This is a genomic window from Tsukamurella pulmonis, assembly GCF_900103175.1.
GTDB classification, from domain to species: domain Bacteria; phylum Actinomycetota; class Actinomycetes; order Mycobacteriales; family Mycobacteriaceae; genus Tsukamurella; species Tsukamurella pulmonis.
The window spans coordinates 733,968-751,572 of the sequence record NZ_FNLF01000002.1 but is presented as its reverse complement, the minus strand read 5'-3'; the positions used below and the strand labels follow the sequence as shown (position 1 = coordinate 751,572).

Genomic DNA, 17,605 nt, shown 5'->3' with positions numbered 1-17,605 from the left:
ATGTACGAACTGCTCGGCGGCACACCCGGTCGCCAACAACGCGTCTTCTTCACCGTGGGCGTCGCGACGATCGCCGTGATCCTGATCGCGGCGCTCGCCGCCTTCGTCTCCTCCCGCATTCCCGCCTCGGACCCGCGGCTCGCGCTCACCGTCGAGTCCGCCGACGTGGGGCCCGGCGTCAAGCCCGGCACCCGGGTCACGTTGCGCGGCGTGCCGATCGGCGAGGTGCAGTCGGTGGTCATCCCCCGCGCCGGGCAGGCACGGGTGGCGGTCCGCCTGGACCGCAGCAACATCCGCGGCCTGACCGATGCCCTCTCGGTGCGCTACCAGCCGGGCAATTACTTCGGCGTCACCGAGATGGCTCTGGTCCCGGGCCAGGGCGGCGCGGACCTGCGCTCGGGCAGCACACTGCGCCCCCGATCGAGCAACGACACCATCTCCGACCTGCTCACGCGCAGCGCGGTCTCCGTCTCGGGTGTCATGACGCCGAAGCTGATCGACGTGACCCGCAAGGCCACCCGGTACACCCAGGCCATCACACCGCTGCTGCAGGTCGCCTTCTCCATCGAGCAGCAGAACGCCCGGTCCGCGCAGGTGCCGATCGGAACCACCCTGCGCAGCGTGCGCACCACGCTCGACGGTGCGCCGGGCCTCGTCGAAGGCGCGTTCGAGGGCTGGTTCGTGCCGCAGATGCGCGGCGGCGAGGCCGCGGGCACGCTCGACTACACCGTCAACAACTACGACAAGATCGACAAGACGACCACGCTGCTCGGTACGGGCTTCTTCACCCCGTTGGCCGACATGTTCGGCTCGCACGAGGCCGAGTTCACGCCGGGCACGGTCATGCTGCGCGTGATCATGGACAGCACCACCAAGGTGATGCGCACCGTGAGCATCCCACGCCAGATCGTCCCGTTGATCGCCGGTATGAACAAGGCGTTCATCACCGTCCCGGAGGGCATCGCACTGCGTATGAACGTCATCGCCGACCGCCTGCCGGCCGCCGCCTCCGTACTGGAAGGGGGACGCTAGATGCGCGCCAACAACACTCGCGCCACGATCACCCTCGCGATCGCACTCGTGATCACCCTGGCGATCGCCGCCGGCATCTTCGCCGCGCTGCGCAACCCGGCCGGCGGCGAGACCCGCGACTACGAGGCGCACCTCTCGGACGCCTCCGGACTGCGGGTCGGCAGCGACGTGCGGCTGCGCGGCGTCCTGATCGGCAAGGTCACCGCCGTCGACGTCCGCGGCACCGCCGACGGCAACGGCAACGAGGCGGTCGTCGGATTCTCCGCGCAGAACGAGCATCCCGTCACCTCGACCACCCGCGTCGCCGTGAAGTACCGCAACCTCACGGGCGAGCGGTTCATCGAGATCCAGCCCGGCAGTTCCGCCGGCGGCGCGCCCACCACGTCGATCCCGATGGCCCGCACCACCCCGTCGTTCGACATCACCACATTGTTCAACGGCCTGGCCCCGGTGCTGCGCACGCTCAGCCCCGAGGACGTCAACGAGCTCACCCGGAACCTGCTGGGGCTGTTGCAGGGCGACGACACGACGGCGGCCCAGACCTTCGGCGCGATCGACAAGATCACCGCGAACCTCGCCGATCGGCAGACCGTGATCAAGACACTCATCGACAACGTCACCCGCGTCGCGAACATGATCAACGACTACTCGCCGCAGGTCGTCGAGTTCATCGTCAATTTCGATCTCCTGCTGACGAAGGTGTTGCAGAACCTCGACGAGTTCCGTCGTACCGCCACCTACGGCCCCGGCTTCGGTGCTGCCACCAACCGGGTGCTCACCGCCCTCGGCCTGTCCAAGGAACTCGACGTGGAGAAGCTCATGCGTACGGCCTTCCAGGATCCGGGCGCTGCGGTGCAGGCGATGGGCAAGCTGCCCGGCCTGTTCACCGGGGTCGCGGCCCTGCTCGGCGCGCCGCCGGCGCCGTGCTCGAAGGGCGAGGCCCCGCTGCCGAACAAGGTGACCGTGCTGACCGGCGGAACGAATGTGACGGTGTGCCTGAAATGATCTTCACCGGACGTCCGCCCTGGCGCGGACTCATCAGCCGCAGCACCAGGATCGGTGCCATCGCCGTCGCCGTCGCCCTCGTCATCACCGCGGGCCTCGCCTACGTCTATCTGCGCCCGCCGGGCCAGAAGGAGCTCACCTTCGTCACCCAGGACGCGGCACTGATCAAGCCCGGTGTGGAAGTGCGCGCCTCCGGCGTGCGGATCGGCTCGGTGTCCGCCGTCGACCTGCGCAAGGACGACGTGCAGGTGACCGCCCGCATCGATGACGACGTCTTCGTCGGTGACCAGACCTCGGTCGCCGTCCGCATGCTCACCGTGGCCGGCGGCTTCTACGTGGCCGTCACCTCCGCCGGGCGGTCCGCGTTGGGCGACAAGCCCGTTCCGCGTTCCCGCGTGAGCCTCCCGTACAGCATCGGTGATCTGCTGCAGGACACCCCCGAGAAGCTCGAGCCCGTGGACCGCACCCAGCTCGCCACGTCGATCAAGGCGCTGAGCACCGGCCTGGATTCCAACCCCGGCTCGGTGGACAACGTGGTGGAGGGCGTGAACTCGCTGATCGGCCAGCTCACGGAGCAGCGCGACCAGATCGGCCGGATCATCAACGTGAGCACGCAGTACGCCACGAGCTTCGCCGAGCAGCGCGAGACCATCATGACGATGATCCACAAGGCCTCGCTGGCGATCGTGACCCTCGACCAGACGGCGGCCAACTTCGGCCTGGCGTACCAGGGATTGGCCGGGATGTTCGGGAAGATCAAGCCCTTCCTCGACCTGTACTGGAAGTACCGGGACACGCTCGGCGACGCCTTCGGCAAGATGGAGTCCGCCCTGCAGACGACGAACGTGACGATCCCCGCGATGATCGGTGAGCTGCAGAAGACGATCGAGACGATGCAGGCCAATCTGGAGAAGCAGGGCAAGCCGATGTCGCCCGACACCGTGCTGGCCAGCCGCCTGTGCTTCCCGACGGCGACGGTGAGCTGCTGATGCGACCGATGAGGATCTCCCTGCTCGCCGCGGCCGCCGTACTACTCGCGCCGCTCGTCCCCACCGCGGTCGGCGCGGCCGCCGCCGCGTCCAGCACGCAGTGCGCGTACCTCGCGGACGGCATCGGCCTCTACCCCGACAACGACGTCACCCAGATGGGCGTGAAGATCGGTGCGGTCCGCTCCGTCGAGCCTTCGGGCGACGGGGTCAAGGTCACCTTCGACGTCTCCGGGCGCACCCTGCCCGCCTCGGTGAAGGCGGTCACCCGCTCGACGTCGATCCTCGCGGACCGCTCGCTCGAGCTCGTGGGCAACTACTCGACCGGCGCCACGCTCAACCCCGGCACCTGCATCACCAGGGAGAACACGGCGACGCCGAAATCCATCTCCGAGACCACCTCCGCGGCGACGCGGCTGGTCGATTCGGTGACCGAGGGCGGTGCCTCCGCCGACCTGGGCAGGCTGCTCACGCGCCTCGACACCGAGGTCGGGCCGTCGGTGCCGCCGCAGGCCGCCCGTTCGCTGACGAACCTGTCCACGCTGATGAGCGATCCGGCCGGCTTCCTCGGCGACGTCACCACCGTGGTCAGCAACGTCCGTCCGCTCATGCAGAGCATGGACCAGCAGTGGGGCGAGATGCTGCTCACCCTCCAGCACGCGGGCAACGTCCTCGACCAGTACGGCAAGGTGACCTTCCCGGCGGTGTCGGAGATCTTCCAGACGCTGCCCGTCTTCTTCCTGGTCGGCGACGACATGATGCGCCGCTACGGCGACGTCATCAAGCCGGGCGGCACCCTGGCGGCGGACGCGGTCAAACTGGCCGCCACCGGCGTGAAGTCCAACGAGGCGCTGGCGAAGATGCTCCCGGTGTTCGGCTCGCAGATCGCGCCGTACCTGCCGCGCGGCGACGAGACGCCCACCGCGGTGGCGGGGGTTCCGGTCACCTCGGTGGCGACCCGCGACCCGAACGCACTCTGCGCGCAGATCAACGCGCAGGCGCCCGGGAGCTGCTCCGTGGTCGCCGGCAAGGCACAGACCGCCACCGTCGACCTGGCCCAACTGCCCTTCCAGGGAGGTCGCTGATGACCCGCACACGCCGCGCGGTGCGCTGGCTCCCCCGCCGCCTGTCGACGGCGATCGTCGTCGGTGCGGCCGTGACCCTCGCCGGGTGCGGCGTGAGTCCCGCCAACATGGACATGCGCAATCCTCTCTCCGACGGCGACCAGTACGAGGTGAAGCTGCAGTTCGCCGACGTGCTGAACCTGCCCATCGGGGCACGGATCTCGTTGGGCGGGCTGACCGTCGGCCGGGTCAAGGCCGTCGCGCTGGGCGAGGACGCCGCGACCGTCACCGTGCGCATGGACAAGTCCGTCTCCGTGCCCTCGGACATCCACGCCTCCGTCCTGCAGGACACGCTCCTCGGCGAGGCCTACGTCCGGTTGGAGATGCCCGAGAAGTCCACCGGCGCCGCGCAACCGCTGCGCGCGGGAGCGGTCCTGCCCCAGACGCAGACGAGTCCGCCGCGATCGGTGGAGAGCACGCTCACGATCCTCGCGGACTACTTCGGCAGCGGCTCGGTGCAGGACGTCAGCAAGACGATCGAGCGACTCAACACGGCGCTGCCCAAGGAGCGCCCGCAGTTCGACTTGCTCTCGACCCAGCTCAGCCGGGACGTGACCGGTCTCGGCGCCAACACCGCCGAGGTGAACCGCCTGCTCGATTCGGCGACCGAGATGGCCGACCGGATCGCCAAGCAGGAGGCGAACTTCAAGGACACGCTGACGCCGTACCACATGAAGTACTGGGCCAACCAGGGCAAGCTCATGTCGAACATCGGTGTGCTGCTGCCCGCCGTGGGCGGCATGCTGCAGCAGGGCTACTGGCTGATCCCGCTGATGAACTCGTCGTCCGACCTGTTCGAGCTGCTCACCGCGGACATGGTCTCGCTGGGCTCCGCGATCCACGGCGGCTCGGTCCTGGTGAACAAGAACCTCGTCCCGTTCGTGACCAAGCCGGTCGTGAAGATCGACTCGGTGACCAACACCGCCGGCCAGGACGTCTCGCCCGGCGCGATCAAGGTCCTGCGACTGATCGGACAAGCCCGATGACCCGCTCCGGTATCGCCTCCACCCTCGGCCTCGTCGCGCTCGTGGTGGTCTCCGTCCTGCTCCTGGGAAACCAGGGCGTGCAATGGTTCTCGCCCTCGGGTGAGCGCACCGCCTACATCCGGCTCACCGACGCCAACGGCCTGCAAGAGGGCTCGCGGGTCCTCGATCGCGGCGTCGAGGTCGGTAAGGTCCGCGGGCTCACGGTCGACGCCGACCGGGTCGAGGTCGAGGTCGGCTACGCGAAGGACACCCGGATCACCGCCGGCGCGAAGGTCCGCGTGCAGAACCTCTCGGGGCTGGGCGAGACGTACCTGACCATCGCCCAGAGCGACGGTGCTGCGGTCCCCGACGGGGCACGCCTGGACGGCGTCGTGGACACCGCCGATTCCACCGTCGGCGCGCTGTCGAGTTCGCTCTCACGGCTGATGAAGCAGCTCGATCCGGGCACCGTGCAGCGCCTGCTGGCCCGCGCCGACGAGGCCCTGCCGGACAACGAGCAGACGGTGCCCACCATCGATTCCGGTGCGGTTCTCTCCGCCACGTCGATCCTGCGCCAGCTGCCCGACATCCGGGACCTGCTGCAGTCGTTCAACTCGATCACCCCGCGCGCGACCGAGGTCGGCGCCCTGCTGCTCAGCCTCGAGCAGCCGTTGCGCACCTTCGGCAAGGGCTACGGCGAGATGGCGCCCCACTCGGTGTCCTACATCAGCGAGGGCGACTACCCCAACGTGATCCAGGACGGCATGTTGGAGCTGTTCAAGGTGATCCAGGGCTTCGAGGACGGTGCCGCGCCGAGCGTGCAGTACCTCTCCGAGCTCCTGCTCCCCTCGGTCCGCGCTATGGCCGCGCCGCTCTCGACGATCAACGCCGGCCAACTCCTCGACACGGCGCTGGGCTCGGTGCGCGGTCGTTCCGGCGCAGTCACGCTGCGCCTGGCCGGATCCGAGGGCGGGCCCGCGACCCCGTCGTCGGCGAAGCCCACGGCCGATCCCACCCGCCCGGCGTCATCGAGCACGACGCCCGCCGCGCCGTCCCGCCGCACCGCACCGTCCAGCACACCCGCGCAGCCCCGCTGACGCGGGCCGAAGGAGAACCGTGGCCCTCGCGATCACCGATGTCCAGCACGCCCTCGCCGAGTCGATCCGTGACTGGGCCGAGCGCGCCCACCCCGTCGACGCGGTCCGCTCCGGCGACGCGGGCGCCCTGGAGAAGGCCTGGCGCGGCCTGGCCGACATCGGCGTCTTCGGCATCACGCTCGGAGAGGACCTGGGCGGATTCGGCGGCACCGCCGAGGACGCCGCCGTCGCCGTCGAGGCCGCAACCGCGGTGCTCGCCCCGGGACCGGTCACGGGCACCGTCACCGTGGGCGTACTGCTCGAGCATCACCTGCGCGGCACGGACCGCCTCGGCGACGTGCGGGCCGCGCTCGCGGCGGGTGAGGCCCGCGCCGCGCTCGTCGTCGACGGTGACGGCTCCCTCGCACCGGACGCGACGCCGGACTCCCATCTGCTGATCGAGTCCCCCGGCGGCACCTGGCATCTGCTTCCGCCCGGGACCGCCGGCGTCACCGTCGAGCCGCTGCCAGGACTCGACACCTCCCGGCCACTGGCCCGGATCCACCTCGAAGACCCGGCGTTCGAGGAGGCCACCGCGATCCCCGCGCTGACCGGCGACGACGCCCGGGCCGCGCTCGCCGCCTTCGCCGCCGCGGAGGCCGCCGGCATCGCCGCCTGGTCGCTCCGCACCGCGGCGGAGTACGCCAAGGTCCGGGTGCAGTTCGGCAAGCCGATCGGCGCGTTCCAGGCGATCAAGCAGATCGCCGCCGACATGCTCTGCCGCGCCGAGCAGTCCGCGGCCCTGGCCTGGGACGCCGCCCGCTCCGTCGGGGCCGGAACCGAGCACCACCTCGCCGCGGCCGTCGCGGCCGCGGGGGCGCTCGACGCCGCGGTGCAGAACGCCAAGGACGCGATCCAGGTGCTGGGGGGCATCGGCTTCACCTTCGAGCACGACGCGCACCTGTACCTGCGCCGCGCGACGGCGCTGCGATCCCTGCTCGGCGATACGACCGGATGGCGCACGCGCGCAGCAGAACTCGCGATCTCCGGCGTCCGCCGCGGACTCGACTACGAGGTGGAGGGCGATCACGCAAGGGCCGCGGCGGAGGCCGAGCGGATCGCCGCGATGACGGCGGACGAGCAGCGACGCACCCTCGCCGAATCGGGACTGCTGGTGCCGCACTGGGATCCGCCCTACGGCCGCGGCGCGGGACCGGCGGAACAGCTGGTGCTCGACGAGGCCCTGGAGGCGGCGGGCGTGGAGCGGCCGACACTGGTGATCGGCGCGTGGGCCGCGCCCACGATTCTCGAACACGGCACGTCCGAGCAGGCGGAGCGGTTCGTGTGGCCGACCCTGCTGGGCGAGATCACCTGGTGTCAGCTGTTCAGCGAGCCCGAGGCCGGATCCGACCTCGCCTCACTGCGGACGAGGGCGACGCGTGTCGAGGGCGGATGGTCGCTGACCGGGCAGAAGGTGTGGACCTCGCTCGCACACGAGGCCGACTGGGCGATCTGCCTGGCGCGCACCGATCCCGACGCACCGAAGCACAAGGGCATCACCTACTTCCTGGTCGACATGCTCTCGGACGGCATCGACGTCCGCCCGCTGCGCGAGATCACCGGCGACGTGCGGTTCAACGAGGTCTTCCTCGAGGACGTCTTCGTGCCGGACGACTGCGTCGTGGGCGCGGTGAACGGCGGCTGGCGCCTCGCCCGCACCACGCTCGCCAACGAGCGGGTGGCGATGAGCGGCTCGGGGCTGGGCGCGCGGCTCGAGTCCCTGCTCGCCGATCCCGGTCCGGCACCCGATCTCGCGGCGCTCGGCGAACTCGTGACCGAGGCGGCGTCCTGCACCCTGCTCGACCTGCGCGCCGTCATCGCCAGCGTCGGCGGGCAGGATCCGGGAGCGGGGTCCAGCGTCCGCAAGCTGGTCGGCGTGCAGCACCGCCAGGCCGTGGCGGAGGCCTGCCTGCGACGCCTGGGCCCCGACGGTGCGGTCGCCGGCCCGGAGGACCCCGCGGACGCGCGCTACGAGTTCCTGCTGACCCGGTGCCTGTCCATCGCGGGCGGCACGTCGCAGATCCTGCGGAACGTCGCCGCCGAGCAACTGCTCGGCCTGCCCCGCTCCTGAGGCGTTCCGCACCGCTGGACTGGAACCTGTTCTAGTATTCGATCATGGACGATTCCGCTGTCTCCGCCGCCGCCGACGCGCTGCTCGGCGCGTACGCCGCATGCGCGCCGATCGACCCGATCATCGGCATGTTCCCCGATGCCACGGTCACCGACGCGTACCGCATCCAGCAGGAGCAGGTGCGCCGCTGGGAGGCCGCGGGCGACGCGGTCAAGGGCCACAAGGTGGGGCTCGCCTCGCTCGCGATGCAGCGCCAGATGAACGTCTACGAACCTGATTTCGGTCACCTCACGGCGTCGATGTTCCACTTGGAGCAGATGCCGATCGACACCTCGTCGTGGATGCAGCCGCGGATCGAGCCGGAGATCGCCTTCGTCCTCGGCCGAGAACTGCGCGGCCCCGGTGTCACGGTGGCGGACGCGATCCGCGCCGTGGACTTCGTGGTGCCCGCCCTCGAGGTGGTGGACTCGCGGATCAAGGACTGGAACATCTCCATCGTCGACACCGTGGCAGACAACGCCTCTTCGGGCGGCGTGGTCCTGGGCAGCCGGCCCACCCGGCTGACCGACATCGACCTGCGCACCGTCGGGTGCACCTTCCGGATCAGCGGCGAGCAGGTGGGCACCGGCGCGGGCGGCGCCGTCCTCGGCTCGCCGATCAACGCGCTCGTCTGGCTCGCGAACACCGTCGGCCCGCTGGGCACCACCCTCGAGCCCGGCCACGTCGTACTACCCGGCTCGATGACGCGCGCCGAGCCGGTGCGCGCCGGAGACACCGTCGTCGCCGACATGGGCCCGCTGGGCTCCGTGACGGCCGTACTCGCCCCCTGAAAGACCCGAACGGAGAAGAACATGAAGATCATCATCGGCGATGCGTGCACCGGATTCGGCGTCTGCGAGGGCATCCGCCCCGACGTCTTCGAGGTCAACGACGAAGGCTTCGCCGAGGCCACCGACGAGGGCCTCACCGACGCCGACCGCGAGGACATCGAGTACGCGGCCAGCCAGTGCCCCACGCAGGCCATCCGCATCGAATACTGAGCCCCCTTTCCTGACTTAACAGCAGTGGAGCCCTGATCTTCGCCGGAAGATCAGGGCTCTACTGCTGTTAAGTCAGGAGGGGGAGGCCCGACGGTGCCGCGCGGGCGACGCCGGGCCCGCGGTCAGACCTTCTGGGCCGCGGACATCTCCACCGCGATGGCGATGATCATGTCCTCCTGGCCGCCGACGTAGCCGCGGCGACCGCACTCGTAGAGGATCTCGTACGCGGGGACGCCGTAGCGCTCCGCGGCCCGCTCCGCATGCAGCAGGAAGCTGGAGTACACACCCGCCGCGCCCTGGACGATCGAACTGCGGTCCATGACCGGCAGCCGGGTGATGTAGGGCTTCACCACGTCCTCCGCCGCGGCCATGAGCGCGTCCTTGTCGGTGCCGGTGCGCACGCCCAGCTTCTCGAAGGCGGCCGAGAGGACCTCGGTCGGTGAATTGCCCGCGCCGGCGCCGAGGGCCAGCAGCGAGCCGTCGATCTGCTTCGCGCCCGCCCGGTACGCGAGCACGGAGTTGGCGACGCCGAAGCTGAGGTTCTGGTGCCCGTGGTATCCCACCTGCGCGTCCTCCCCCAGCTCCGCGACCAACGCGGCGACGCGGTCGCCGGCGTCCTCAAGGATCAGCGCGCCGGCGGAGTCGACGACGTACACGCACTGGCAGCCGGCGTCGGCCATGATCCGCGCCTGCTTCGCCAGCGCCTCCGGCGTGGACATGTGCGAGAGCATGAGGAAGCCGACGGTCTCGAGGCCCAGTTCCCGAGCGGCGCCGAAGTGCTGGATCGAGACGTCCGCCTCGGTGCAGTGCGTCGCGATGCGCAGCGCACCGGCGCCGAGGTCGGCCGCCACGCGGATGTCCTCGACGGTGCCGAGTCCCGGGAGCATGAGCACGGCGATCTTCGCCTGCTGCGCCTCGTCGACGGCGGCGGCGATGAGCTTGCGCTCGTCGACCAGCGAGAAGCCGTAGTTGAACGTGCTGCCGCCGAGGCCGTCGCCGTGGGTCACCTCGATGAGCGAGATGCCCGCGTCGTCGAGGGCGCGCACGGTGTCCCGCACGTTCTGCTCGGTGAACTGGTGCGCCATCGCGTGGCTGCCGTCGCGCAGCGACGTGTCGACGATGCGCACGTCGCGGTTCGGATCGTTCCAGAGCTCGCCGTTGATGCCGGTCATGCCTTCACTCCTGCCAGAATGCGCTGCGCCAGCAGCTCGCCCGCGCGCGCGGCCGCGGCGGTCATGATGTCGAGGTTGCCCGCGTAGGTGGGCAGGTAGTCGCCGTTGCCCGCGACCTCGAGGAAGACCGCGACGCGGGCCTTGCCCTCCCAGCCGGGCCGGGGCTCGTCGTACTGCGGCGGAGCCTTGAGCGTGTAGCCCGGAACGTAGACCTGAACGTCCTCCACCATCTTCTCGATCGAGGCGGTGATCGCCGCACGGTCGGCGTCGGGGTCGATGGCGCAGAACACGGTGTCGCGCATGATCATCGGCGGCTCGACCGGGTTGATGATGATGATCGCCTTGCCCTTGGCCGCGCCGCCGACCTCCTCGATCGCACGGGCGGTGGTCTCGGTGAACTCGTCGATGTTGGCGCGGGTGCCGGGGCCGGCGGAGCGCGAGGACACCGACGCGACGATCTCCGCATAGCTCACCGGCGTCACGCGGCTGACGGCGTGCACGATCGGGATCGTCGCCTGGCCGCCGCAGGTGATCATGTTGACGTTGGGTGCGTCCAGCTGCGACTCCAGATTGACCACCGGGCACGCCAGGGGACCGACCGCGGCGGGCGTCAGGTCGACGGCGACGATGCCCGCCTCCGCGTAGCGCGGAGCGTTGGCGCGGTGCGCCTTCGCCGACGTCGCCTCGAACACCAACTGCGGCGGTTCCGGTCGCGAGAGCAGCCAGTCCACCCCCTCCGCCGACGTCTCGAGCCCGAGCTCGGCGGCACGCTTGAGACCGTCCGATTCCGGGTCCACGCCCACCATGTAGCGCACGTCCACGTGCTCGCTGCGCCGCAGTTTGGCCAGCAGGTCCGTTCCGATGTTGCCCGGGCCGACGATGGCCGCGGTCACTTTCTCCGTCATATCCCGACGATGCGTCCCCGCGGCCCTCATACTCAAGGCATGTGTCCCGCTGAGCGGAACGACGGCGCCACCGTCGACCGGATCTCCGCGTTGCTATCGGCGTACCGCCCCGGCGACGGCGGGCTCGGCGTCTCCGAGCTGGCGCGGCGCACGGGACTGCCCAAGTCGACGGTGCACCGCCTCACCGGACATCTCGTGGCGGCCGGACTGTTGGAGCGCTCCGGCACCGACCTCCGGCTCGGCCTGCGCCTGTTCGAGATCGGCCAACTCGCCACGGGGCACCGCGACCTCGTCGACGCCGCTCGGCCCGTGCTCGCCGACCTCCGCTCGGCCACGCGCAACACCGTCCACCTGGCCCGTCTCGAGGGCACAGAGGTCGTCTACTTCGAGGTCCTCCCCGGCCCCGACGCGCCGAATCTGCCTTCCCGCGTGGGCGGCCGGATGCCCGCGCACGCCACCGGAGTCGGCAAGGCGATCCTCGCCTTCGCCGACGAGGCCGCGCTCGCCGCGGTGCTCGCGACCGGACTGCCGCGCCTGAGCACGCGGACCATCGAATCGCCGTCGCTCCTGCGCCGGCAGCTGCAGCGCATCCGCGACGAGGGCGTGGCCTACGAGCGCGAGGAGTCCGGCCACGGCACCGTCTGCGTGGCCTGCCCGATCCTCTACGCCGACGGCACCCCCGTCGCCGCGATCTCCGTGGCCGGCTGGAGTACGCGGATGCGGCCGGAGCGCGTGGGCCCCGCCGTGCGCGCCGCCGCCCTCACCCTCTCCCGCGTCGCCGGCTCGCGCGACTAGTCCCGGTCCACGTCGACGACCACCTTGCCGCGGACGCCCCCGGCCTCGAGCCGGCGATGCGCGCCCGCGACATCGGCGAGCCGGTACGTCTCATCGAGGACCGGCCGCAGTGCGCCGGCCTCGGCCATCCGCGCGACCTCGGCGAGCAGGGCGGAATCGGGGCCACCGCGGAAGAACCGGATGCGCCGCGAACCGTGCACCACGGAGGTCGCGATCGTCGCCAGACTCCGCACCGGGTTCTCCGTGTCGAACCGGACCGTGACCATGCGTCCGGTGGAGGTGAGCAGGCGCCGGAACGCACGCAGGTCGGTACCGACGGTGTCGATCACGACGTCGAATCGGCCGAGGTCCGCGTGCTCGGCCCGGCGGTAGTCGACAACGCGATCCGCGCCGAGACCGGTCACGAAGTCGGCCGCGCCGGCCGCGGCCAGCCCCGTGACCGGCCCCGCGCCGAGCGCTCTGGCGACCTGGACGGCGGCACTGCCCACGCCGCCCGCCGCACCGCGCACCAACACGCTCTCACCCGACCGCAGCCCGGCCTCGCGCCGCAGCGCGAGCAGCGCCGTGAGCCCGCCGACGGGGAGCGTCGCAGCCTCGATCGGCGTCAGCGATGCCGGTGCGGCGGCGATCTGCGCGGGTCGGACGGCGACGTACTCCGCGAGGCTCCGCAGCGCCTGCCCCGTTGCGTCGGGTTTCTCGCTGAGCAGGCCCCAGACTCGGTCTCCGACGGCGTACCCGGACGCCCTCACCCCGATCGCGGCGACGTCCCCGACGAAGTCGAGTCCGGTCCGCCGGGGGAACGGGCCGCGCAGCAGCCAGCGCGGCACGGCCCCGGAGCGGAGCAGGAGCTCGCCACCGTTCACCGACACCGCCCGGACACGCACCAGCACGTCATCGGGGCCGATCGCGGGTAACGGCACGGTACCCGCGTAGAGCACGTCGGGTGGGCCGTACCGATCGAACAGGGCCGCGCGCATCGTGGATTCGTCGTGTGTCATACCCGGGGGAACAGCCGGCCACCCGTCGCGGCTTCCTCCTGCGGATAAAGTGAGAGGCATGGACGCCGATCCGTCTCACCTAGCGGCCGGCACGCAGCCCGCGTTGCGGACCGACGCGCGGCGTAACCGGGAGCGGATCGTGCGCGCGGCCCAGGAGGTCTTCACGGCCCGCGGGGTCGATGCTCCGCTCAGTGCGGTCGCCCGCCGGGCCGGGGTCGGCGTCGCGACGCTGCACCGCCGCTTCCCCTCGCGCGAGCATCTCGTGGCCGAGGCCTTCCAGGAGCAGTTCGGCGCTTGCACGCGTGCGCTCGACGACGCCCTCGCCGATCCCGACCCCTGGCACGGCCTGAGCGCCCTGGTGCACACGGTCTTCGCGTTGCAGGCCAGCGATCGCGGATTCACCCGGGCGTTCCTCGACCGGAATCCCCATGCCGCCGGTTCCGCAACGGTCGACGACGCGGAACGTGCGCTGGACGCACTCGTCGGCCGGTGCCGCAGCGCTGGCGTCGTGCGTCCCGACGTCACCGGCGCCGACCTGGTTCTCGCGTTCCTCTCCAACGCCGGGCTCGTCGCCGACGGCGGGGTCCCGCCAGAGGCATCGCCGAGGCTGGCGGCGCACCTCCTCCGTGCCTTCGCCGTGTCCGACGGTGCACCGCTGCCCCCTGGCCCACCCCTCGCGCTGCGACCGATCCTGGGCGGAGCCGTTAGAAGTGCAGGACCGGGTCCGGGTCCCCGGGGACGCTGAAGTCGACGACGGCGAGGCCGCGGCGCGCACCGTCGTACACGGTGGCCGTGACCATCGGTCCCGACGCGAGCACCTTGCCCACCTGCAGCCCGCGCAGGTGCAGCAGCTCGGCGACCCGCCGCCGGCCCTTGCCGCCGACGCCGCGCATTCCACCGAGGAAGCCGAGGGCGGTGCGGGCACCCAGAGTGCGGAACAGCCGCGGACCCAACAGGGTTCCGGCGGCCAGCCCACGCGGACCGGAGAGCAGAAGGGCGGTGATCATCCCGCGCAGCTCCCAGTGGGCGTACAGGCCGGTGATGGCGGCGCCGTCCGGTCCATCGACCACGGTGTAGCGCAGATGCATCGGAATGTGCAGGGTGACACCGGTGCTCATGGTGGTGTGCACCGTGAGATCGCGGATCATGAGCCCCTCGTCGTCACCCGGGACGATGAGGTCGTGTTCCACCTCGAAGGCGATGCGGTTGGGCGCGATGAACATGTCGTAGAAGCGTGCGATCGCCGCCGGGTCCGTCTGCGGCGGCGGGCCGACGGGGTCGTGAACGGCTCCACCCGGCGCGAACAGCGCGGTCCAGGCCCCTTTGTCGTGCGCGGCGACGGCGGCGGGCGATGCCTCCACCACCCGCCGGATCGCTTCGGTGCCGGGCATCTAGAGCTTCAGCGCGTGCGTGGCGGTGGCGCCGCCGTCGGCCACGAACTCCGCGCCGGTGCTGTAGCTGGCCTCGTCGGAGGCGACGAACAGCACCAGCGCGGCGATCTCGTCGGCGCTGCCCTGGCGCCCGATGGGAAGTCGCTGTTTGAGCCAGTCCGTCGGCGGCTCGTTGCCGCCCAGCGCGTCCGCCACCATCGCGGTGTCGATCATGCCCGGATGCACCGAGTTCACCCTGATGCCGTACTGCCCCAGCTCCATCGCAGCGGCCTTCGTCATGCCGCGGATGGCGAACTTACTCGCCGTGTAAGCGGTCAGGTACGGCATGCCGCCCAGCCCCTCGACCGAGGAGGTGTTGACGATCGAGCCGCCCCCGGCGGCCTTCATCGGCTCCACGGCGGCGCGCATCCCGAGGAAACAGCCGAACTGGTTGATGCGGATCACCCGTTCGTAATCGGCGAGAGCGGTCTGTTCGAGCGCCGAGAAGAACAGCACGCCCGCGTTGTTGACCAACACATCGAGGCCACCGAAGCGGGCCTGCACCTGCGCCACGGCGGCCGCCCAGTCGTCCTCGCTCGTCACGTCGAGGTGGCGGTAGACGGCCGCGTCGCCGAGCTCGGCGGCCAGCGCCTCGCCCTGCTCGTCCAGCACGTCGCCGAGCAGCACGCGCGCGCCCTCTGCGACGAATCGCCGCGCCACGGCGGCGCCCTGCCCGCGGGCGGCTCCGGTGATGAGCGCCCGCTTGCCGCTCAGTCTTCCCGTCGTGCTCGTCATGATCAGCCCTCCAGTTGTGCGGCGACGAACATCCGGTCGTCGCGGTCCGCGAAGTAGCCGCCCACCGCTGCGGCGAGCCCGACCTCGTCCCACTGCCCGCCGTCCGCGTCGAAGCGGGCCTCCAGGCTGGGCGGCGCCATCAGGGCGACCATTCCCCCGTGCACCACGAAGACCTGGCCGTTGACCTTCGCGGCCTCGGGTCCGGCGAGGAAGCGCACGAACCGCGCGACGTGGTCGACCGACAGCGGATCGACGGTGCCGTCCGGGGCGTCGCCGAAGACGCCCTCGGTCATGGCGGTACGGGCCCGGGGACAGATCGCGTTGGCCCGCACGCCGTACCGGCCCAGGCCGCGGGCGGTGGCGATGGTCAGCGCTGCGATGCCCGCCTTGGCGGCGGCGTAGTTCGGCTGCCCGACGGAACCGAACAGGAAGGCCTCCGACGAGGTGTTGATGACGCGGCCGTAGACCTCACCGCCCGACGCCTTGGCGGCATCGCGCCAGTAGGCCGACGCGTTGCGCGAGAGCAGGAAGTGCCCGCGCAGGTGCACCCGGACCACCGAATCGAACTCGTCGTCGGTCATCGAGAAGATCATCTTGTCCCGGCAGAAGCCCGCGTTGTTGACCACGATGTGCACGCCACCGAGCCCCTCGGCCGCTGCCATCAGCGCGTCCGCGGTCTCACGATCGCCCGAATCGCCGAGCACCAGCGCGGCGCGACCGCCGTCGGCCCGGATCTGCTCGACCACCTCCTCGGCCGCGGGCGCGACGTCGCCCACGACGACGGCGGCACCCCCGCGGGCGAGTGCCAACGCCTCCGCACGGCCGAGGCCGGCTCCGGCGCCGGTCACGATCGCCACCTTGCCTTCGAGGCTCGCCACGTCTGCCTGCGTCATCTGCAACCCTTCGATTTCGAGAACCTGTTCACCGCGGAGCACGCGCTCCTCCACCTAAGGAAAATACTGCCGAGACCGCGGTTTCGTTCCGCTTTTCTAGAACTTGTTCTACAGTGGCGCCATGCGGATCGACTATGCGCCGGAACAGCAGGAGCTGCGCGCCGAGCTGCGGGCCTACTTCGCCCAGCTGATGACGCCCGAACGGCGCGAGGCGCTTCTGGGCCCCGGTGGCGAGTACGGCGACGGCGAGGTCTACAAGGAGATCACCCGCACGCTCGGCAAGGACGGGTGGCTGGCCATCGGCTGGCCGCAGGAGTACGGCGGGCAGGCCCGCCCCATGCTCGACCAGCTGATCTTCACCGACGAGGCCGCCGTCGCCGGCGTGCCCGTCCCGTTCCTCACGGTGAACACGGTGGGCCCCGCGATCATGGCCGGCGGCACCGCGGAGCAGAAGGCCGAGTTGCTGCCCGGCATCGCCGCCGGCGAGACGCACTTCTCCATCGGCTACTCCGAGCCGGAAGCCGGCACCGACCTGGCGGCGCTGCGCACCCGCGCCGTCCGCGACGGCGACGACTTCGTCATCAACGGCCAGAAGATGTGGACCTCGCTCATCGAGTACGCGGACTACATCTGGCTGGCGGCGCGCACGGATCCCGAGGCCCAGCGACACCGCGGCGTGTCGATCCTGGTGGTGCCCACAGACTCCCAGGGATTCTCCTGGACCAAGGTGCACACCGTCGCCGGGCCGGGCACCTCCGCCACCTACTACCAGGACGTGCGCGTCCCCACGACGTCGGTGGTGGGTGATCTGCACGGCGGCTGGAAGCTCATCACCAATCAGCTCAACCACGAGCGCGTCGCACTGACCTCCGCCGCACCGCTGCTCGATTCGGAGCGACAAGTGCGGCACTGGGCGCAGAACACCAAGCTCGCCGACGGCTCCCGCGTCATCGACGCGGAGTGGGTGCGCACGCACCTCGCCCGGGTCTACGCCCATGCGCAGTACCTCAAACTACGGAACTGGAAGATCGCGTGGGCCGCGGACCACAGCGAGCTCGGTCCGGCCGACGCCTCCGCCACGAAGGTCTTCGGTACCGAGTACGCCACCGAGGGCTACCGCCTGCTGATGGAGGTGCTCGGCACCGCGGCCGTCGTACGCGCGGGCTCGCCCGGCGCGCTGCTGCGCGGCCGCATCGAACGCCTGCACCGCAGCTCGCTGATCCTCACCTTCGGCGGCGGCACCAACGAGATCCAGCGCGACCTGATCGCGGGGGCCGGTCTCCGGCTACCGGTCAGCCGCTAGGGACAGGAGAGACGA

The 17,605-nt window shown here is 70.9% G+C and carries 18 protein-coding genes; 12 read left to right on the top strand and 6 right to left on the bottom strand.

Going from position 1 to position 17,605, the window contains the following annotated elements; genetic code table 11:
- Genes BLQ62_RS03915 through BLQ62_RS03875 form a run of 9 tightly spaced genes read left to right on the top strand, consistent with a single transcriptional unit; the run spans nucleotide 1 to nucleotide 9,359 of the window.
- Nucleotides 1–1,032: an MlaD family protein gene (locus BLQ62_RS03915; protein WP_068567158.1), complete on the top strand. Its 1,032-nt coding sequence runs from the start codon at nucleotides 1–3 to the stop codon at nucleotides 1,030–1,032.
- The gene (locus tag BLQ62_RS03910) at nucleotides 1,033–2,037 is read left to right on the top strand and encodes an MlaD family protein (RefSeq protein ID WP_068536485.1); all 1,005 of its coding nucleotides are present in this window, start codon (nucleotides 1,033–1,035) and stop codon (nucleotides 2,035–2,037) included. It begins immediately after the preceding gene.
- Nucleotides 2,034–3,026, top strand: coding sequence for an MlaD family protein (locus BLQ62_RS03905; protein ID WP_068536487.1), 993 nt, complete (start codon nucleotides 2,034–2,036; stop codon nucleotides 3,024–3,026). The genes BLQ62_RS03910 and BLQ62_RS03905 overlap by 4 nt, the downstream gene beginning before the upstream one ends.
- A gap of 8 nt (nucleotides 3,027–3,034) precedes the next feature.
- Nucleotides 3,035–4,108 carry an MlaD family protein gene (locus BLQ62_RS03900; protein ID WP_068536491.1) on the top strand — a complete coding sequence of 358 codons (1,074 nt, stop codon included), beginning with the start codon at nucleotides 3,035–3,037 and terminating at the stop codon, nucleotides 4,106–4,108.
- Nucleotides 4,108–5,133, top strand: coding sequence for an MlaD family protein (locus BLQ62_RS03895; protein ID WP_068567160.1), 1,026 nt, complete (start codon nucleotides 4,108–4,110; stop codon nucleotides 5,131–5,133). The genes BLQ62_RS03900 and BLQ62_RS03895 overlap by 1 nt, the downstream gene beginning before the upstream one ends.
- Entirely contained in the window at nucleotides 5,130–6,209 is a 1,080-nt protein-coding gene (locus BLQ62_RS03890) for an MlaD family protein (RefSeq protein WP_068536494.1), read from the top strand. The genes BLQ62_RS03895 and BLQ62_RS03890 overlap by 4 nt, the downstream gene beginning before the upstream one ends.
- Nucleotides 6,210–6,228: 19 nt before the next feature.
- Complete coding sequence (locus tag BLQ62_RS03885; RefSeq protein ID WP_068567162.1) at nucleotides 6,229–8,319, top strand: acyl-CoA dehydrogenase family protein; 2,091 nt, start codon at nucleotides 6,229–6,231, stop codon at nucleotides 8,317–8,319.
- Between the two features lie 44 nt (nucleotides 8,320–8,363).
- On the top strand, nucleotides 8,364–9,149 hold the full coding sequence (locus tag BLQ62_RS03880; RefSeq protein ID WP_068567164.1) for a 2-keto-4-pentenoate hydratase: 786 nt from the start codon (nucleotides 8,364–8,366) through the stop codon (nucleotides 9,147–9,149).
- A 21-nt stretch (nucleotides 9,150–9,170) separates the two neighbouring features.
- The gene (locus BLQ62_RS03875) at nucleotides 9,171–9,359 is read left to right on the top strand and encodes a ferredoxin (RefSeq protein ID WP_068536500.1); all 189 of its coding nucleotides are present in this window, start codon (nucleotides 9,171–9,173) and stop codon (nucleotides 9,357–9,359) included.
- Nucleotides 9,360–9,481: 122 nt separating this feature from the next.
- On the opposite strand, the gene dmpG is transcribed toward BLQ62_RS03875, so the two are convergent.
- Nucleotides 9,482–10,531, bottom strand: coding sequence for a 4-hydroxy-2-oxovalerate aldolase (dmpG, locus tag BLQ62_RS03870; protein WP_068567166.1), 1,050 nt, complete (start codon nucleotides 10,529–10,531; stop codon nucleotides 9,482–9,484).
- Nucleotides 10,528–11,436: an acetaldehyde dehydrogenase (acetylating) gene (locus tag BLQ62_RS03865; protein WP_068567168.1), complete on the bottom strand. Its 909-nt coding sequence runs from the start codon at nucleotides 11,434–11,436 to the stop codon at nucleotides 10,528–10,530. Before BLQ62_RS03865 ends, dmpG begins: the two co-directional genes overlap by 4 nt.
- A 39-nt stretch (nucleotides 11,437–11,475) precedes the next feature.
- Here BLQ62_RS03865 and BLQ62_RS03860 point away from each other — a divergent pair, with 39 nt between their 5' ends.
- Nucleotides 11,476–12,231: an IclR family transcriptional regulator gene (locus tag BLQ62_RS03860; protein ID WP_068567170.1), complete on the top strand. Its 756-nt coding sequence runs from the start codon at nucleotides 11,476–11,478 to the stop codon at nucleotides 12,229–12,231.
- Here the strand turns inward: BLQ62_RS03860 and BLQ62_RS03855 are convergent.
- Nucleotides 12,228–13,229, bottom strand: a complete 1,002-nt coding sequence (locus BLQ62_RS03855) for an NAD(P)-dependent alcohol dehydrogenase (RefSeq protein WP_068536509.1) — start codon at nucleotides 13,227–13,229, stop codon at nucleotides 12,228–12,230. The genes BLQ62_RS03860 and BLQ62_RS03855 overlap by 4 nt on opposite strands.
- Before the next feature lie 58 nt (nucleotides 13,230–13,287).
- Between BLQ62_RS03855 and BLQ62_RS03850 the strand changes: the two genes are divergently transcribed.
- Nucleotides 13,288–13,974, top strand: coding sequence for a TetR/AcrR family transcriptional regulator (locus BLQ62_RS03850; protein ID WP_068536511.1), 687 nt, complete (start codon nucleotides 13,288–13,290; stop codon nucleotides 13,972–13,974).
- Here BLQ62_RS03850 and BLQ62_RS03845 read toward each other — a convergent pair.
- The 3 genes from BLQ62_RS03845 to BLQ62_RS03835 are packed head-to-tail and all read right to left on the bottom strand — an operon-like array spanning nucleotide 13,934 to nucleotide 16,287.
- Complete coding sequence (locus tag BLQ62_RS03845; protein WP_068567172.1) at nucleotides 13,934–14,620, bottom strand: nuclear transport factor 2 family protein; 687 nt, start codon at nucleotides 14,618–14,620, stop codon at nucleotides 13,934–13,936. The genes BLQ62_RS03850 and BLQ62_RS03845 overlap by 41 nt on opposite strands.
- A complete protein-coding gene (locus BLQ62_RS03840; RefSeq protein WP_068567173.1) occupies nucleotides 14,621–15,394 on the bottom strand; it encodes a glucose 1-dehydrogenase in 774 nt (257 codons plus the stop codon). It lies immediately after the preceding gene.
- A gap of 2 nt (nucleotides 15,395–15,396) precedes the next feature.
- Nucleotides 15,397–16,287 carry a 3-oxoacyl-ACP reductase gene (locus BLQ62_RS03835; protein WP_068567433.1) on the bottom strand — a complete coding sequence of 297 codons (891 nt, stop codon included), beginning with the start codon at nucleotides 16,285–16,287 and terminating at the stop codon, nucleotides 15,397–15,399.
- 121 nt (nucleotides 16,288–16,408) lie between these two features.
- Between BLQ62_RS03835 and BLQ62_RS03830 the strand changes: the two genes are divergently transcribed.
- Nucleotides 16,409–17,590, top strand: a complete 1,182-nt coding sequence (locus BLQ62_RS03830) for an acyl-CoA dehydrogenase family protein (protein WP_068567175.1) — start codon at nucleotides 16,409–16,411, stop codon at nucleotides 17,588–17,590.
- Nucleotides 17,591–17,605: the final 15 nt, after the last annotated feature.

What these genes read in the sequence shown, in the direction of transcription:
- BLQ62_RS03835 (WP_068567433.1), bottom strand. Translation starts at nt 16,287, where the DNA reads ATGACGCAGGCAGACGTGGCGAGCCTCGAAGGCAAGGTGGCGATCGTG.
- BLQ62_RS03895 (WP_068567160.1), top strand. Translation starts at nt 4,108, where the DNA reads ATGACCCGCACACGCCGCGCGGTGCGCTGGCTCCCCCGCCGCCTGTCG.
- BLQ62_RS03840 (WP_068567173.1), bottom strand. Translation starts at nt 15,394, where the DNA reads ATGACGAGCACGACGGGAAGACTGAGCGGCAAGCGGGCGCTCATCACC.
- BLQ62_RS03900 (WP_068536491.1), top strand. Translation starts at nt 3,035, where the DNA reads ATGAGGATCTCCCTGCTCGCCGCGGCCGCCGTACTACTCGCGCCGCTC.
- BLQ62_RS03875 (WP_068536500.1), top strand. Translation starts at nt 9,171, where the DNA reads ATGAAGATCATCATCGGCGATGCGTGCACCGGATTCGGCGTCTGCGAG.
- BLQ62_RS03865 (WP_068567168.1), bottom strand. Translation starts at nt 11,436, where the DNA reads ATGACGGAGAAAGTGACCGCGGCCATCGTCGGCCCGGGCAACATCGGA.
- BLQ62_RS03890 (WP_068536494.1), top strand. Translation starts at nt 5,130, where the DNA reads ATGACCCGCTCCGGTATCGCCTCCACCCTCGGCCTCGTCGCGCTCGTG.
- BLQ62_RS03910 (WP_068536485.1), top strand. Translation starts at nt 1,033, where the DNA reads ATGCGCGCCAACAACACTCGCGCCACGATCACCCTCGCGATCGCACTC.
- dmpG (WP_068567166.1), bottom strand. Translation starts at nt 10,531, where the DNA reads ATGACCGGCATCAACGGCGAGCTCTGGAACGATCCGAACCGCGACGTG.
- BLQ62_RS03905 (WP_068536487.1), top strand. Translation starts at nt 2,034, where the DNA reads ATGATCTTCACCGGACGTCCGCCCTGGCGCGGACTCATCAGCCGCAGC.
- BLQ62_RS03855 (WP_068536509.1), bottom strand. Translation starts at nt 13,229, where the DNA reads ATGACACACGACGAATCCACGATGCGCGCGGCCCTGTTCGATCGGTAC.
- BLQ62_RS03850 (WP_068536511.1), top strand. Translation starts at nt 13,288, where the DNA reads ATGGACGCCGATCCGTCTCACCTAGCGGCCGGCACGCAGCCCGCGTTG.
- BLQ62_RS03860 (WP_068567170.1), top strand. Translation starts at nt 11,476, where the DNA reads ATGTGTCCCGCTGAGCGGAACGACGGCGCCACCGTCGACCGGATCTCC.
- BLQ62_RS03880 (WP_068567164.1), top strand. Translation starts at nt 8,364, where the DNA reads ATGGACGATTCCGCTGTCTCCGCCGCCGCCGACGCGCTGCTCGGCGCG.
- BLQ62_RS03845 (WP_068567172.1), bottom strand. Translation starts at nt 14,620, where the DNA reads ATGCCCGGCACCGAAGCGATCCGGCGGGTGGTGGAGGCATCGCCCGCC.
- BLQ62_RS03915 (WP_068567158.1), top strand. Translation starts at nt 1, where the DNA reads ATGTACGAACTGCTCGGCGGCACACCCGGTCGCCAACAACGCGTCTTC.
- BLQ62_RS03830 (WP_068567175.1), top strand. Translation starts at nt 16,409, where the DNA reads ATGCGGATCGACTATGCGCCGGAACAGCAGGAGCTGCGCGCCGAGCTG.